The organism is Cohaesibacter gelatinilyticus, from assembly GCF_900215605.1.
Classification (GTDB): Bacteria; Pseudomonadota; Alphaproteobacteria; order Rhizobiales; family Cohaesibacteraceae; genus Cohaesibacter; species Cohaesibacter gelatinilyticus.
Window position 1 is genome coordinate 1 of the sequence record NZ_OBEL01000010.1, and the last position, 13745, is coordinate 13745.

A 13745-nucleotide genomic window follows, 5' to 3' on the forward strand; every position below is an offset into this window, starting at 1 on the left:
GGAAATCAAAAGAGCCTCGTGGGACTGATAAGTTTGTCTGGCCTCGCGCTATCGCTTGCAACGCAAGACGGGGCAGAGCTTCAGCCACGATCCCATCCAAAACTCCGCCAACAAGAGAGAGCAAAACTAGGGAAATAATGAGATGGTTTAGGCTTTTTTCTTCCCCATGCGACCGAAGTTGAAGAAAAAATCCTTGGCTATCTGGCGCTGGGCCTGATAGACCCGGCACGGAGGATTGTCACAAGGATTGGTCTGCCTTAATTTGCATGCGCATAAGGGCGAAAAGACACCTTGAGACCCGGATTTTAGGGATTGCTGAAAGGTAAGGAAATGTCCGAAAGCTCGACACCAGATATCATTTATACCATCGTGGATGAAGCACCAGAATTGGCTAGCGCCTCTTTCTTGCCGATCATCCGTTCGTTCGCATCTGCTGCTGATATCAAGGTTGGCACCAAGGATATTTCCCTTGCTGGCCGCATCCTGTCTGCGGTCCCGCAGTATCTGAAGGAAGAGCAGCGCATCCCGAACGATTTGGCCGAGCTGGGCGAGCTGGTAAAGACACCAGATGCCAATGTGATCAAGCTACCGAACATTTCTGCGTCCGTACCTCAGCTCGCCGCTGCGATTGCTGAATTGCAGTCTCAGGGTTTTGCTGTTCCGAACTATCCGGAAAATCCACAGAGTGATGAAGAGAAGGCAATCAAGGCAGCCTATGATGCGATCAAGGGGTCTGCCGTGAACCCGGTACTACGCGAAGGTAACTCCGACCGTCGTGCTGCACGTGCTGTCAAGAATTATGCTCAGAACAACCCGCACTCCATGGGCGCTTGGGCGGCTGATAGCAAGACCAAAGTGTCCTCCATGCCAGGCAATGATTTCTACGCCAATGAGAAATCAGCCACTATTTCTGCTGCTCAGGCAGGCGATGCAAAAATCGAATTTGTTGCCAAAGACGGCTCTGTAACAGCCCTGAAAGACGCTTGGCCGTTGACCGAAGGAACAGTGGCAGACGCGACTTTCATGTCTGCGAAAGCTCTGTCTTCCTTCCTCGCTGATGTGATTGAAGATACCAAAGCTGACGGCACCATGTTCTCGCTGCACATGAAAGCAACCATGATGAAGGTTTCCGACCCGATCATCTTTGGTCATGCAGTGAAAGCCTGGTTGGCACCGGTATTTGAGAAATTCGGCGCTGAGATGGATGCTCTGGGTGTGAACCCGAATTCCGGTATGGGTGATTTGCTGGATCGCGTCAAAGACAATGCCGACATCATGGCGGCAATTGCAGAAGTGAATGCAACTCGCCCTGCCATGTATATGGTGGATAGCGACAAAGGCATCACCAACTTGCATGTGCCATCTGACGTCATCATCGATGCGTCCATGCCTGCGGTTATCCGCGCTGGTGGTAAAGGCTGGGATGGCGAAGGCAAGAAGGGCGACACCAATTGTGTGATCCCAGATAATTGTTACGCGCCTGTCTATGATGAGAGCATCAATTTCTTCAAGGAAAATGGCGCTCTGAACCCTGCTACCGCCGGTGCGGTTGCCAATGTTGGCTTGATGGCTCAGAAGGCTGAGGAATATGGCTCCCATCCGACCACGTTTGAAGCGCCAGCTGATGGCACCATCCGCGTGGTTCTGGCCAATGGTGAGACACTCCACAGCCACGATGTAGAAGTTGGTGACATCTGGCGTTCATGCACCGTGAAGAAAGCACCGATCGAGAACTGGATCCAGCTGGCAATGGATCGCCAGCGTCTAACCGGTTCTGAAGCCATCTTCTGGTTGGATGAGAACCGTGCTCATGACGCCGAGCTGATCAAATATGTGAAACCTGCGCTGGATGCTGCTGGCGTTGCTGATAACTTCCAGATCATGGCACCACGTAAAGCCACTCGTCAGTCGTTGATCACCATTACCGCTGGTAATGATAGCATTGCTATCACTGGTAACGTTCTACGCGACTATCTGACTGATCTGTTCCCAATTCTGGAACTTGGTACTTCAGCCAAGATGCTGTCCATCGTGAAGCTGATGAATGGCGGTGGTCTGTTCGAGACCGGTGCTGGTGGGTCTGCTCCAAAGCATGTTCAGCAGTTGGTTGGTGAAAACCACCTGCGGTGGGATTCCATGGGTGAATTCTGCGCATTGGGTGAAAGCCTGAACTTCCTTGCAGACAGCAAAGGCAATGCCAAAGCTGGCGTGCTTGGTGCTGCTGCTGAAGTTGCGACCCAAGGCATCTTGGATAACAACAAGTCTCCATCCCGGAAAGTGGGAGAACCAGACAACCGTGACAGTCATTATTGGTTTGCTCGCTACTGGGCTGAAGCGCTGGCCGCTCAGTCCGATGATGCGGATCTGGCAGCCCATTTTGCTCCAATCGCCAAGGCATTGGTCGAGGGTGAGGATAAGATTGTGGCCGAACTGGCAGCTGCACAAGGGCCAGAGGCTGATCTGGGGGGCTACTATCACACCGATCCAGCCAAGACTGCTAAAGTCATGCGTCCTAGTACAACCTTGAATGCCATCTTTGGCTAAGCTGCCCTAGGATTAAGCGAATAGAATGAAAAGGCGCCTGATTTGTTCGGGTGCCTTTTTCTATGTCTGGATTAGGTCACTGCTTCTGGTGAATGTTTATGGCTCGCGAAAATCAGCGTGATATTAGTTATTTTTCACGCGCATCCGTGATCCTCTCCGGAGCATCTTCTTCCAGATAGCGCGGGCCCGGACCGTTCTGGGCAATTTGATCGTCCGGATTGATCAACTGGCAGGTATCCAGTGACAGGCAACCACAGCCAATACATGTTCCCATATTGCTACGAAGTCGTTGCAGGCGGGCAATGCGATCATCCAGTTCTGCGGCCCAATGACTGGAGAGCTTCTCCCAGTCTTTCCGTGTAACCTTGCTGTCGTCTGGCAAGGTCGCCAGAGCATTGGCGATATCTCTTAGTGGCACGCCCGCTCGCTGAGCAACCTGAATTACGGCGAGACGTCGCAGAACTGCTGCGCTATAGCGACGATGATTGGCACTGGTGCGCCAGGAATGAACAAGTCCTTTATTCTCATAAAAATGAATGGCAGAGACAGCTAGTCCACTGCGCTCGGCCACCTGCCCGACACTGAGTCCTTTAGGAAAACGCACCATATAATCAATCCTTGGCCTTTGACCTCAATTATACTTGAGGAAGTATCAAACTAGCAGAACCATGTTGAATTGTCTTGCAGCGATAGAAGGCGTTTTTGCATGAGCTTTATCCTGATCTTCTGATGTTCCTTTGCCGCTATTCATTCAAGATGCTCTAACAGCGGTGAGAATAAGTGAAGACCAGTTGGTCGGTGACATAGCGTCCGGTAGGGCGGCAATGTTTGAAGACTTGTCTTGTTCCACTCATGGTAACCTTGGTTTGGCTCCGCGCAACTGGGCCGGAAACATTATAGAGATTGGGCGCGTCCGGGCAGTGACGCGAAAATGTGCGTGCCGTCCCTGTATAGTAATTGCCTCGCTTCTCGCCGTTGAATAGCAATGTGCCTGGGCTAACTGAAAGGCCAGCACGGGGGCGCTCATAAGAAAACCAGCGCTGACTTCCACGCGCTTGCAAACGCATCAAGGACCCATTGTGCCACCAGCAGCTATCGGCTGAGGCTTCAGTAGCCGTACCAAAACTCATCCCGATAAAGGTGAGAGTGCCAAGGAGCAAGGTGAGGGAAAGGGTGGAAGAAACAAGTTTGAACATAGCGGGCCTCGAAATCAGATAGAGATATAACCTAGATTGTGCGTTCAAAGATTATGACGTCGCGGATGTCTGACAGGTTCAAATGAAAAACCCCCGCCATTGGAAATGACGGGGGTATAGGTTTTGGCTCTATTTTCTTATTAGTGCGGCAACATCATTCCGCGAATGGCGAAATAAAAGAGTGCTGCCAGCATACCGGAAACAGGAACTGTGATGATCCAGGCGGATGCGATCTTCAAAAGAGAAGAACGCTTGACCAACTGACGCTTCAGGGCTTTGCGCAACTGCTTGCGCTGAGCAGCGGTGATAACAGCTTCAGGGCCCATTTCGCGCAAAGCATCCAGCATGCGAGATTTGTCTTCTGGTGGAGCATTCTGGAAGTCACGCAGCACGATTTCAACTTGATCAAAATCGGCTGCACCTTCGTGCTTGGCCAAGACATTTTCCACGACAATGCTCATGCGCTGTTCCAGAAATTCACGTAAGAAGCCAACACCGAAAACTGCTCCAAGAGCAACGTGAGTAGAGCTGATAGGCAGACCGAGTTGGCTGGCAATGATCACTGTAATTGCAGCAGCCAAGGCAATGCAGAAGGCACGAGAGCGATCCAGTTCCGTGATTTCCGATCCTACGGTACGGATCAGTTTGGGACCAAATAGTGCAAGGCCAAAGGAAATGCCGATAGCACCAATCATCATGACCCAAAGAGGAATGGAAACTTTGGAACCACCATCACCTTGCGTCAGCACATCGACGATACCAGCCAATGGGCCAACAGCATTGGCAACATCATTGGCACCATGAGCAAAGGACAGAAGCGCTGCTGCGAAAATCAGTGGAATTGTGAAAAGGTCGTTCACGCTGCCACGATCCTGCTTCAGACGAGGGATCGCCTTGGCGATGATCGGCCGGACAAGTAGGTAGCAGAGGACTGCGGCAACAAAACCAGCTCCGAGTGCGGTCAGGAAGTCGATCTTGATGAGCTTCTTGATACCCTTCAACGCCAGATAGGTGGTGAAGGCCCAAGCCATGAGAGAAATCATGACCGGAACAACCTTTTGCGCTTCCTGCAATGAGTCTTTCTTGAAGAAGACCAGCTTTTTCAAGGTAAAAAGCGCAAGGGCCGCGATGATACCGCCTGTGACCGGGGAAATGACCCAGGAAGCGGCGATCTTGGACATGGAGCCCCAATTGACAATATCCCAACCTGCAGCGGCAATACCGGCCCCCATCACACCACCAACAATGGAATGAGTGGTGGATACCGGTGCGCCGAGCCACGTAGCAGCATTCAGCCAGATTGCAGCGCCGAGCAAAGCTCCCATCATCACCCAAACGAAAGTATCCGTATCGGACAATGTGGCAGGATCAATGATGCCTTTTTTGACAGTTTTGACGACATCACCACCAGCAATAATTGCACCACCTGCCTCAAATATGGCGGCAATGAAGATCGCCAGCGTTAGCGACATGGCAAAGGAACCAACGGCAGGCCCCACGTTATTGGCGACATCGTTGGCACCAATATTCAGAGCCATATAGGCACCGATTACGGCAGCGGCAATCAGCAGGAAGCTCTGCTCGACATGGGCAAATTGTGTGCCGGTATATACCATCACTGCAACGATGAACAAAATTGCGGTGCCCAAACGTCCTACTTCGGAACGACTGAGATCGGTTGCACTTTCGATTTTCAGGTAGTCTCTGACCTTCATAATCCCCCCTCACACCTCGCTATGGGTGCAAGCCTCATCCTTCCGGCGTCAAGTGGCCGAATTTCAGCGAAACGGCAGGTGAATCCTGCTCGGTTGGATCTAGTCAGTGTTTCATTTGAAAGTCATGAGCAAGATCAAATGAGCGTAAATGGTAGAAAAAATTGCAAAATTAGTTTCGTTTGGTCAATTTCGGAAAGTAATCGCCCATGAAAAGACGTACTCAGTGCTTTTTGCTGGGGATAGGGGGGAAAGTGTAAAAAAATACTGGACAGCACTGAGTGCGCAAAGCGCATAAACCAGCCGTTCAAAGGTGAATTTCCCTTCGAAAAGTGATTCTGTTTTGCTTTGTTGAGGCTTGTGAATTGACCGGGCAAAAGCAGGGGATAGTCCCCTGCTGATGAGTGCATTTAGCCCATTAATTGATAGCTGGCTGGCACATAGCGAAAACCTTGATCCCGCGTCTCCACATATCCGACTGCCGGGAAGGGCATATGATAGCCAAGGATCGGAATGCGATCAGTTGCCACCATACCAAGCACCTTGCGACGACTTTGTGCTGCCGCTGTCTTGTCCATATCAAATTTGACCTCCCAATCAGGATAGGCCAGTGACCAGACATAATGATTGGCAAGATCTGCCATCAACAAAAGGCGCTGCCCTTCGCTTTCTATATGATAGGTCATATGTCCTGGAGTATGGCCGAATGCCGCCATGGCTGTAATGCCAGAAACGATGTCCGAGCCGTCTTTCACAAAACTTGTTTTCTCAGCCAATGGCCGCATATTCGAGTCGAACCTTTTGCTGGAACCTTTCGCCCAATGATCGAACTCCACCTGACCTGTCAAATAGGCTACATTGCTGAAAGTGGGCGCGCCTTCATTCATCAGCCCCCCGATATGATCGCCATGCATATGTGTAATGACCACATGGGTGATGTCCGTTGGCGCATAACCAGCCTCAGACAGTGCTGCCGTGATACCGGCTGCATTCAGGCCGGTATCAAAGAGGATGATCGCCTCTCCGGTATCGACGACAGTTGGTGTGAAAAAGAATTGCGCGCTATTCGACGGTATGAAATTGGCGTCGCTGGCTGCTTTGAAATCTTCCGCTGATACATTCAGGCCGAATATTTTGTGCGGTTCAGGGCGAGGAATCGACCCGGCCAAAAGAGCTGTGACCTGAAATTTGCCAATCTTGAAGCCTCGTGCCTTCGCCATATGCAACATCGGGCGTTCCATCTTTCTCATGGATTTGTCCTGAGCCAATGCGGCTTTGCCAAATGCCAATGATGTAGAGGCAAGAGCGCCGCCGATCAGAGCAGTGCGACGTGAGATGCTGTAGGTCATGATCCTTCTCCTCCCAAAGAAGATATGTGTCACAGTCAATCTTGGGCGTCAGACTATCGACTGGATTGGCGAGAGGCAAAACAACAGCTTGTGATCGGTGTCATGGAGAAGAGAACGGGGACTAAAGCGAACGCATCATCAGGATATCATCAACAGAGCGGCCATCGGACTCAATGACGCCATTGGAGAGGCGACCATAAATGGTAAATCCCTCGCGTTCATAAAACCGAATACCTGCTGGATTCTCGGCACTCACGGATAATTCCAACTGAGTAAGGCCGAGACCTCGTGCTTTTGCAATGATTGTGTTCAGCAAAGTGCGAGCAAGGCCGGTCCCGCGTTGATCTGCTCGTAAATAGACCATCACAATGGAGCCACGGTGGCGCATCTTTTGGGGTTGCGCAGGTAATAGCCCAATCAGGCCAACAATTTCATCGTCAACAAAAGCCCCGTGAGCATGGCCATCAGTTAGCCTTTCAAGCCACGCATCGTCGTCTAAAGCGATCCAATCATCATAATGGCTGGCAAAGGCTTCAGGCTCCCTTTGAAGGGATTCCAGCCTTATGCATTTGAACGTTGCGAGGTCAGTCTTTATCAGCGCACGAACTTTGCCATTATTTGCCATCGACCCATCCCTGAATCAGCCAAGATGCGATGGAAAAGCCGTGTGGGACATGTGGTAGCTCACTGTCCATATCACGAGTAAGCATTTCGCGAACCTCTTCACGGGTAAACCAGCAAGCATCGGTCAGTTCGGTCTCGTCCAAGAAGATCTCGCTGCTCGTTGCCTCGGCATAGCAACCAAGCATCAATGAGGCCGGGAATGGCCAAGGTTGACTACCTGCATAGCGAACGGCCTTGATCTCGATACCAGCTTCCTCGAAAATCTCACGCCTGACAGCTGCTTCAATGGTTTCCCCTTGCTCCATGAAACCTGCGAGGGTTGAATACATAGGCGCTTCAAAACGGGTGTGATGACCAAGCAAACAACGCTCGATGCCATTTTCATCTTTGTGAATGGCGAGCATGATCACCACTGGGTCCGTACGAGGGAAATGCATGGCCTCGCAGGAAGGGCAATCCCTGCGGGCACCGGCCAAACGGATCTCGGTCTTTTGGCCACATTTGGCACAGAATTGGTGATTTTCATGCCAATGCAGCAAGCTGCGCGCCTGAGCCAGAGCCCCTACCTGATCGGGCGGCAATACACCTTTGATGCCAACTGCGCGCAAGGACCAGAGCTCATACTCATCTCCTGCTTCCAGCTCGGCGGCAGCCTCATCGCTCAAGGGAAGAGCAAGGCGTGGAGCGTTTCGTTCGCCCGGATCGGTGCCAAGCAGGATGATCTTATCCATCTCGCCGCCCAATTCCTTGGCGCGCCGCTCGCATACCAATGCGTTCCAGCGCTCACCACGTTGGCTAAGTAAAACATTGTCGCCATGCATCAGGAAAAAACGGGACCCGGTTTGCACCATCATATCAGACAGGCTGTCTTCGGTGCGATGCTCGGTATCGCGATCCAGACGATTATGGACATAGCCGACATGATCCATGGGCATCATGGCATGTTGAACTGCGAAAAAATCAGACATACAGGTCGTCCTTAAAACTGATGATGGTTGCAAACCCGCAAACCTCAAACGCAAAATCGATACAAAGGTCTAACCAAGAGCGTTCTTGATTTTCTCAATCAACTCATCGGCTTTGTCAGTTTCATAGTCTGCGGCAGGGTTCACTCCCCAGATCGGCCCAGGCCAGGCAGCGTCTGTCTCATATCGAGCGATGACATGAATATGAAGCTGACGCACCATATTGCCAAGAGCAGCAACATTTAGCTTGTCACACTGTGTGACCGATTGTAACGCTGTGGAAATGCGCGCAATTTCGTCGGTCAGGCGGTGCTGATCCTGTCCGCAAAGGTCAATCAGTTCCGCTATTCCTGCGACTTTCGGGATCATGATCAACCAAGGATAATTGGCGTCCTTCGCCAGACGGACGGTGCAAAGCTCCAACTCGCAGAGTGGGAAGGTATCGGCTTCAAGGCGGGTATCGAGTACAAAGTCGGACATATTTTCGCAATCCTTGATATCAATGAGCATAATTATGACGAAAAAGCACACAAGTGAATCACTTCTCCTCTTGCTTTAGCATCGACAAGATGACATATGGAAGGCGGAAGGTTGGCAATGGACGTTCCCCTCGCCAACCGGGTCAGGTCCGGAAGGAAGCAGCCCTAACGAGTTAAAGAGCGGGTCATCTGTTCAGCCTTCCACTTATCTCCTCTTACAATTTGGTAATCTTTACAAGCCCCAGGCACATTGTCTTTGCATGGGTGTACTTGGCCCCTTGTTTGTGCCCGTGATAAAGTTGTACATCTTCTTGGTGGGAAAACTTTCCTGAGAGATTGGTAGAAGGCAAAGGGCGCAGCGAATGGACGATACCAAGGCTGGCATGGAACAGAGCGAAGCTGGCGAAGCTCTCAAGCAGGGCTATCGTGTTCTGGCGCGTAAATATCGTCCGCAAAGCTTTGAAGACATGGTGGGGCAGGACCCACTTGTGCGCACTCTTACCAATGCTTTCGCCACAGGTCGTATTGCCCAAGCCTATATGATGACCGGTGTGCGTGGAGTAGGTAAAACCACCACAGCCCGTATCCTTGCTCGAGCCCTCAATTATGAGATTGAAGGCAAGATCGATACCCCGACGATCGAGATGAAAGAATTGGGCATTCATTGCCAGGCCATTATGGAAGGCCGCCATGTCGATATCATGGAAATGGATGCTGCCTCTCATACTTCGATCAATGATATTCGTGAAATTATCGAAGCTGCACGCTATAAACCGGTTAGCGCCCGTTACAAAGTCTATATCATCGATGAGGTGCATATGCTCTCCACAGCAGCCTTTAACGGCCTGCTGAAAACGCTGGAAGAGCCACCCGAGCACGTGAAATTCATCTTCGCGACCACCGAGATCCGCAAAGTTCCCGTTACCGTCCTGTCCCGCTGCCAACGCTTTGATCTGCGTCGTATTGATGCCCGTGTCATGGCTGATTATATGGGTAAGATCTGCGAAAAAGAGCAGGTCGATATCGAGGAAGATGCCTTGCAGATGATTGCAAGGGCAGGCGAAGGTTCAGCTCGTGACTCACTCTCGTTATTGGATCAGGCCATCGCGCATGGCGCAGGCAAGATTACAGCGGAAACGACACGTCAGATGCTTGGACTGGCAGACAGAGCTCGCATAATCGATCTATTTGAGGCACTGATGAAGGGGGATATTGCTGCTGCCCTGCAAGAGCTCAAGGAGCAATATGATATTGGCGCGGAACCTTCAATCGTTCTGTCCGATCTGGCTGATTTTGTTCATCTGGTCACTCGTTTGAAGTTGACACCAGATGCTCATTCGGATGCGGCGGCAACGGAAAGCGAAAAGACCCGTGGGCGCGAATATGCGCAGAGTTTGTCGGTGCGCGTTCTATCCCGGGCGTGGCAAATGTTGCTTAAAGGTCTGTCCGAGGTACAATCCTCGCCTCGACCTCTGGCATCGGCTGAGATGGTATTGGTGCGTATGGCTTACGTTGCTGATCTGCCAACCCCTGATGAAGCCTTGAAGATGCTGACCAACAAGGATTTCCGCCCTCCGATGCCATCTGGTGCCGGCTCTGGGCCTTCCACACCGCCGGATGCCACAGTTCCAGCAAGCTCAAATGGCCAGCCAACAGAGGCACCGCCAATTGGACGGCCATCCGGTCCAACAGCTATGGCGCGTCACGGCAATTTGGCAGCAGTGTCCGGAAGTCCGCAGCAAAGCGTTGGTACTATCGAGCAAGCTCCTGTAAAGCCTGCGAATTTGCGACTTGTCGCCAGCCAAAGCGATGATGCCTTGGCCGACAAGCAAAAGGATGCCAGTCAGCAACAGACAAGCAAGCCCAAAACGGGCAACATGCAGATCACGCGTTTTGAGCAGATTGTCGGTCTTGCAGGCAAGAACCGTGATATTGCTCTCAAAATTGCGCTGGAACAGAATGTTCGCCCCGTATCCGTGCGTCAGGGCTTCTTGGAAATTGCCTTTCAGGATCGTCCTGATCAGGCATTGATTGCCAAATTGAACCGTCGTTTGCAGGACTGGACTGGTCAACGCTGGTCGATTGAAGTGTCACGCGAGCATGGACAGGATACGCTGTCGCAACGCAAAGAGCAGGCAGTCCAGAAAGCGCGCGATGATGCAGACGCTCATCCTACTGTTGAAGCTGTTCGAAAACATTTCCCGGGCGTAAAGATCGTTGATGTACGCATCAATCGGGATTTCGAAGAGGACTATCTGGCACCGGTTGTCGAAGATGCAGCAGAATTGACAGATCAGAATTTGCTGGAAATGAGTTTGCGTGACGATGACAGTTTTGGACTGGATGATGATCTCTAATCTTGTTTTCCTCAGCTCTTGAATTTGCCCCCTTGTAGCGGCATATAGATTTCAAACTCACCTGACGGGCCAAATTGGACTGGCCAATAGCTGCTTCGTGAAGCGTTGAGAAAAGAAGGATTTGCATCATGGATATGATGAAGATGATGAAGAAGGCCAAGGAAATGCAGGCCAAGATGGCTCAGATGCAGGAAGAAGTGGCCGAAATGGAAGCTGAAGGTACAGCAGGTGCCGGCCTTGTCAAAGTGGTTCTCTCCGGTAAGGGTGAGATGAAGGGAATGTCCGTAGATCCATCTCTCATCAATGCGGAGGAAGCTGAAATCCTGGAAGACCTGATCATGGCTGCGCACAACGATGCGAAGACAAAGGTAGAAGCAGCGATGCAGGAAAAAGTCCAGCAGATGAGCGGTGATCTGGGCCTCCCGGCGGGCATGAAAATGCCATTCTAGTGCCTGCCTCGCTGGTTTGCTTTCACAAGCCAAGGCAAAAGATTAGCGCCAGCAAGGAGTTAGACCATTCAAAGTGAGGTCAACTCATCGCGACATGGTCTAAAACTGGATCACGATTTGAAGAAAAAGACACAGGCAAGCCCATGGCAAACAGAGTAGCAGGACCGGAAATCGAAAAGCTGATCCAGCTTCTGGCCAAATTGCCCGGGCTTGGCCCGCGTTCTGCCCGACGAGTGGCGTTGCATCTGATCAAGAAGAAAGACCAATTGCTGGTGCCGCTGGCGGACGCCATCAATCAGGCCGTCACCAAGGTTCAGATTTGCGAGACCTGCGGAAATATCGACAGTGCCAGCCCCTGCACAATCTGTACCGATCGGCGGCGCGATCCTGCGCTTTTGGTTGTGGTTGAAGATGTCTCCGACCTCTGGGCGCTGGAGAGAGCAGGTGTTGTCAATGCTGCCTATCATGTTTTGGGCGGCACATTATCACCGCTCGATGGTATTGGACCGGACGATCTGAATATTCCCGGACTTCTGGTACGTACGGCCAAGGGTGACATTAGAGAGATCATTCTGGCAGTCAATGCCACCGTAGAGGGTCAGACAACAGCCCACTACATCACTGATCAACTGCAAAATCAGGCTAAGGATTTACAAGCTGATAATCCAACCTTTGAGAGAATCCGCATCTCGCAATTGGCACACGGAGTGCCAATCGGTGGCGAACTGGATTATCTGGATGAAGGCACACTCCTGCAGGCCATTCGATCAAGGACATCCTTTGAGTAGAACCTAACGGTTGGATACTGACCGATTCTTCATGCTTGCGCGCTTTAGCCATTGTCGGATCAAGAGCAACATCTGCAAGCTGGCAGCACAGCCAAACCAGCCATAGGCCCATGCAGCGCCTTCCGCACCTTGAACAGGCACCAAAATCATGGATGCGCCAAACGATGCGATCAGTGAGAAAAGGGCTGCATAGAGGCAGAGCTGGTAAGACCCGGCTGACGGCAGACAGAAGCCAAGAAATGTGCCCAGGAACACAGGCATGGAGATAAGGCCGATCGTGCAAAAAAGTGTGGAATGGACAGCAAATTCTGATCCGTAAACCACTCTCAATACCCATTCTCCAATTATCAGGGTGCCTAACCAGAAGATGATGCCCATTCCGATTGCAATGCAGGAACCAGTGCCGATAATTGCCCAAAACCGTTTGCCATTGGCTTGCTCATAGGCCGTGGCCAGAGGTGAGCGAACCGCTTGCCCCAGAACATTCACCACCATGCTGCCAAGCAAGATGAAATAGGTAAGAGCTGCAAAAATACCGAGTTCAGCCGTGCCAGCACTTTGTTCCAGCATCAACCGAGGTATATTGATGGCGATGGCTGTAGCGAAACTGGCCAACCCAATCGGCATCGCATGTTTGGCAAGAGAGAAGAGCGCAGATCCGCTTAGTCCGTGCCGCTCGGCATTCTTGTCGCGATAGGGTGCGGCCATGACAAGACGATCGAAAAAGAGTAGAACCCCAACCCAACCAGCTGCATAACAGGCGAGAGACAGAACAATGTCCTGACTGGTCCAATAAAGAAGAGCGAACAGGGCAGTGCTTATAATCGCACGCACCATCATGCTCTTGCCGACCTTGTCCATCTGGTTCACCCGTTGCGGCAGGGCATACAGCATGTCAGAGGAGGCTTCTGCCATTTTTGCAATGGCGACCAGCAAGATTACCAATCGCACTTGCGGGCCATCTCCAAAGATGAATGCGAGGGCAATGATAAGAAAGGTTGCCGGGATCAGACTCAGGAGCCGAAGGCGCCAAAATGTTCCAAAAGAATGGTCCTCACCACGATAGGTGACATAGACAGTGCGCAATGAAAGATTGAAGAAGATCTGAACTGGAGTGGTCAATGCCAATGCCAATCCATATTGGCCCACATGTTCGGCACCACCACCACGAGCGAGCAAAATAACCAGAAGCCATTGTAGCCCGGAAAACACACCCTGGCTTAAGAGCATCCAGATGAAATTCTTCTTCAGGGTCATGATCTGGCCTGATTGGCTTGAGGTT

General features: G+C 51.4%; 12 protein-coding genes and 1 other RNA gene. 5 read left to right on the top strand and 8 right to left on the bottom strand.

All coding sequences use genetic code 11. From position 1 onward, the window contains the following. Positions 1-330 precede the first annotated feature (330 nt). On the top strand, positions 331-2544 hold the full coding sequence (locus CRO57_RS23400) for an NADP-dependent isocitrate dehydrogenase (RefSeq protein ID WP_097155961.1): 2214 nt from the start codon (positions 331-333) through the stop codon (positions 2542-2544). 127 nt (positions 2545-2671) lie between these two features. Here CRO57_RS23400 and soxR read toward each other — a convergent pair whose 3' ends face one another. From soxR to CRO57_RS23435, 7 genes are all read right to left on the bottom strand, one after another. Next, complete coding sequence (gene soxR, locus CRO57_RS23405) at positions 2672-3151, bottom strand: redox-sensitive transcriptional activator SoxR (protein WP_097155962.1); 480 nt, start codon at positions 3149-3151, stop codon at positions 2672-2674. A gap of 154 nt (positions 3152-3305) precedes the next feature. After that, complete coding sequence (locus tag CRO57_RS23410; protein WP_097155963.1) at positions 3306-3740, bottom strand: hypothetical protein; 435 nt, start codon at positions 3738-3740, stop codon at positions 3306-3308. Positions 3741-3880: 140 nt separating this feature from the next. Further along, the gene (locus CRO57_RS23415) at positions 3881-5455 is read right to left on the bottom strand and encodes an inorganic phosphate transporter (RefSeq protein WP_097155964.1); all 1575 of its coding nucleotides are present in this window, start codon (positions 5453-5455) and stop codon (positions 3881-3883) included. A gap of 407 nt (positions 5456-5862) precedes the next feature. Continuing rightward, positions 5863-6801: an MBL fold metallo-hydrolase gene (locus CRO57_RS23420; protein ID WP_097155965.1), complete on the bottom strand. Its 939-nt coding sequence runs from the start codon at positions 6799-6801 to the stop codon at positions 5863-5865. 121 nt (positions 6802-6922) lie between these two features. Beyond that, positions 6923-7426, bottom strand: a complete 504-nt coding sequence (locus tag CRO57_RS23425; RefSeq protein ID WP_097155966.1) for a GNAT family N-acetyltransferase — start codon at positions 7424-7426, stop codon at positions 6923-6925. Further along, a complete protein-coding gene (gene nudC / locus CRO57_RS23430; RefSeq protein WP_097155967.1) occupies positions 7416-8393 on the bottom strand; it encodes an NAD(+) diphosphatase in 978 nt (325 codons plus the stop codon). Before nudC ends, CRO57_RS23425 begins: the two co-directional genes overlap by 11 nt. A 69-nt stretch (positions 8394-8462) precedes the next feature. After that, positions 8463-8870: an HIT family protein gene (locus CRO57_RS23435; RefSeq protein WP_097156040.1), complete on the bottom strand. Its 408-nt coding sequence runs from the start codon at positions 8868-8870 to the stop codon at positions 8463-8465. A 106-nt stretch (positions 8871-8976) separates the two neighbouring features. Between CRO57_RS23435 and ffs the strand changes: the two genes are divergently transcribed. From ffs to recR, 4 genes are all read left to right on the top strand, one after another. Next, positions 8977-9074: signal recognition particle sRNA small type (ffs, locus tag CRO57_RS23440), an RNA gene on the top strand. Positions 9075-9231: 157 nt separating this feature from the next. Continuing rightward, entirely contained in the window at positions 9232-11226 is a 1995-nt protein-coding gene (locus tag CRO57_RS23445; protein ID WP_097155968.1) for a DNA polymerase III subunit gamma/tau, read from the top strand. Positions 11227-11354: 128 nt separating this feature from the next. Further along, a complete protein-coding gene (locus CRO57_RS23450) occupies positions 11355-11675 on the top strand; it encodes a YbaB/EbfC family nucleoid-associated protein (RefSeq protein ID WP_097155969.1) in 321 nt (106 codons plus the stop codon). Between the two features lie 143 nt (positions 11676-11818). After that, the gene (recR, locus tag CRO57_RS23455; RefSeq protein ID WP_097155970.1) at positions 11819-12463 is read left to right on the top strand and encodes a recombination mediator RecR; all 645 of its coding nucleotides are present in this window, start codon (positions 11819-11821) and stop codon (positions 12461-12463) included. Positions 12464-12466: 3 nt separating this feature from the next. On the opposite strand, the gene CRO57_RS23460 is transcribed toward recR, so the two are convergent. After that, a complete protein-coding gene (locus CRO57_RS23460) occupies positions 12467-13720 on the bottom strand; it encodes a lipopolysaccharide biosynthesis protein (RefSeq protein WP_097155971.1) in 1254 nt (417 codons plus the stop codon). Positions 13721-13745 lie beyond the last annotated feature (25 nt).

Bases quoted from the DNA above. Each gene is read 5' to 3' on its own strand.
- CRO57_RS23400 (WP_097155961.1), top strand. From the start codon at position 331: ATGTCCGAAAGCTCGACACCAGATATCATTTATACCATCGTGGATGAA.
- soxR (WP_097155962.1), bottom strand. From the start codon at position 3,151: ATGGTGCGTTTTCCTAAAGGACTCAGTGTCGGGCAGGTGGCCGAGCGC.
- CRO57_RS23410 (WP_097155963.1), bottom strand. From the start codon at position 3,740: ATGTTCAAACTTGTTTCTTCCACCCTTTCCCTCACCTTGCTCCTTGGC.
- CRO57_RS23415 (WP_097155964.1), bottom strand. From the start codon at position 5,455: ATGAAGGTCAGAGACTACCTGAAAATCGAAAGTGCAACCGATCTCAGT.
- CRO57_RS23420 (WP_097155965.1), bottom strand. From the start codon at position 6,801: ATGACCTACAGCATCTCACGTCGCACTGCTCTGATCGGCGGCGCTCTT.
- CRO57_RS23425 (WP_097155966.1), bottom strand. From the start codon at position 7,426: ATGGCAAATAATGGCAAAGTTCGTGCGCTGATAAAGACTGACCTCGCA.
- nudC (WP_097155967.1), bottom strand. From the start codon at position 8,393: ATGTCTGATTTTTTCGCAGTTCAACATGCCATGATGCCCATGGATCAT.
- CRO57_RS23435 (WP_097156040.1), bottom strand. From the start codon at position 8,870: ATGTCCGACTTTGTACTCGATACCCGCCTTGAAGCCGATACCTTCCCA.
- CRO57_RS23445 (WP_097155968.1), top strand. From the start codon at position 9,232: ATGGACGATACCAAGGCTGGCATGGAACAGAGCGAAGCTGGCGAAGCT.
- CRO57_RS23450 (WP_097155969.1), top strand. From the start codon at position 11,355: ATGGATATGATGAAGATGATGAAGAAGGCCAAGGAAATGCAGGCCAAG.
- recR (WP_097155970.1), top strand. From the start codon at position 11,819: ATGGCAAACAGAGTAGCAGGACCGGAAATCGAAAAGCTGATCCAGCTT.
- CRO57_RS23460 (WP_097155971.1), bottom strand. From the start codon at position 13,720: ATGACCCTGAAGAAGAATTTCATCTGGATGCTCTTAAGCCAGGGTGTG.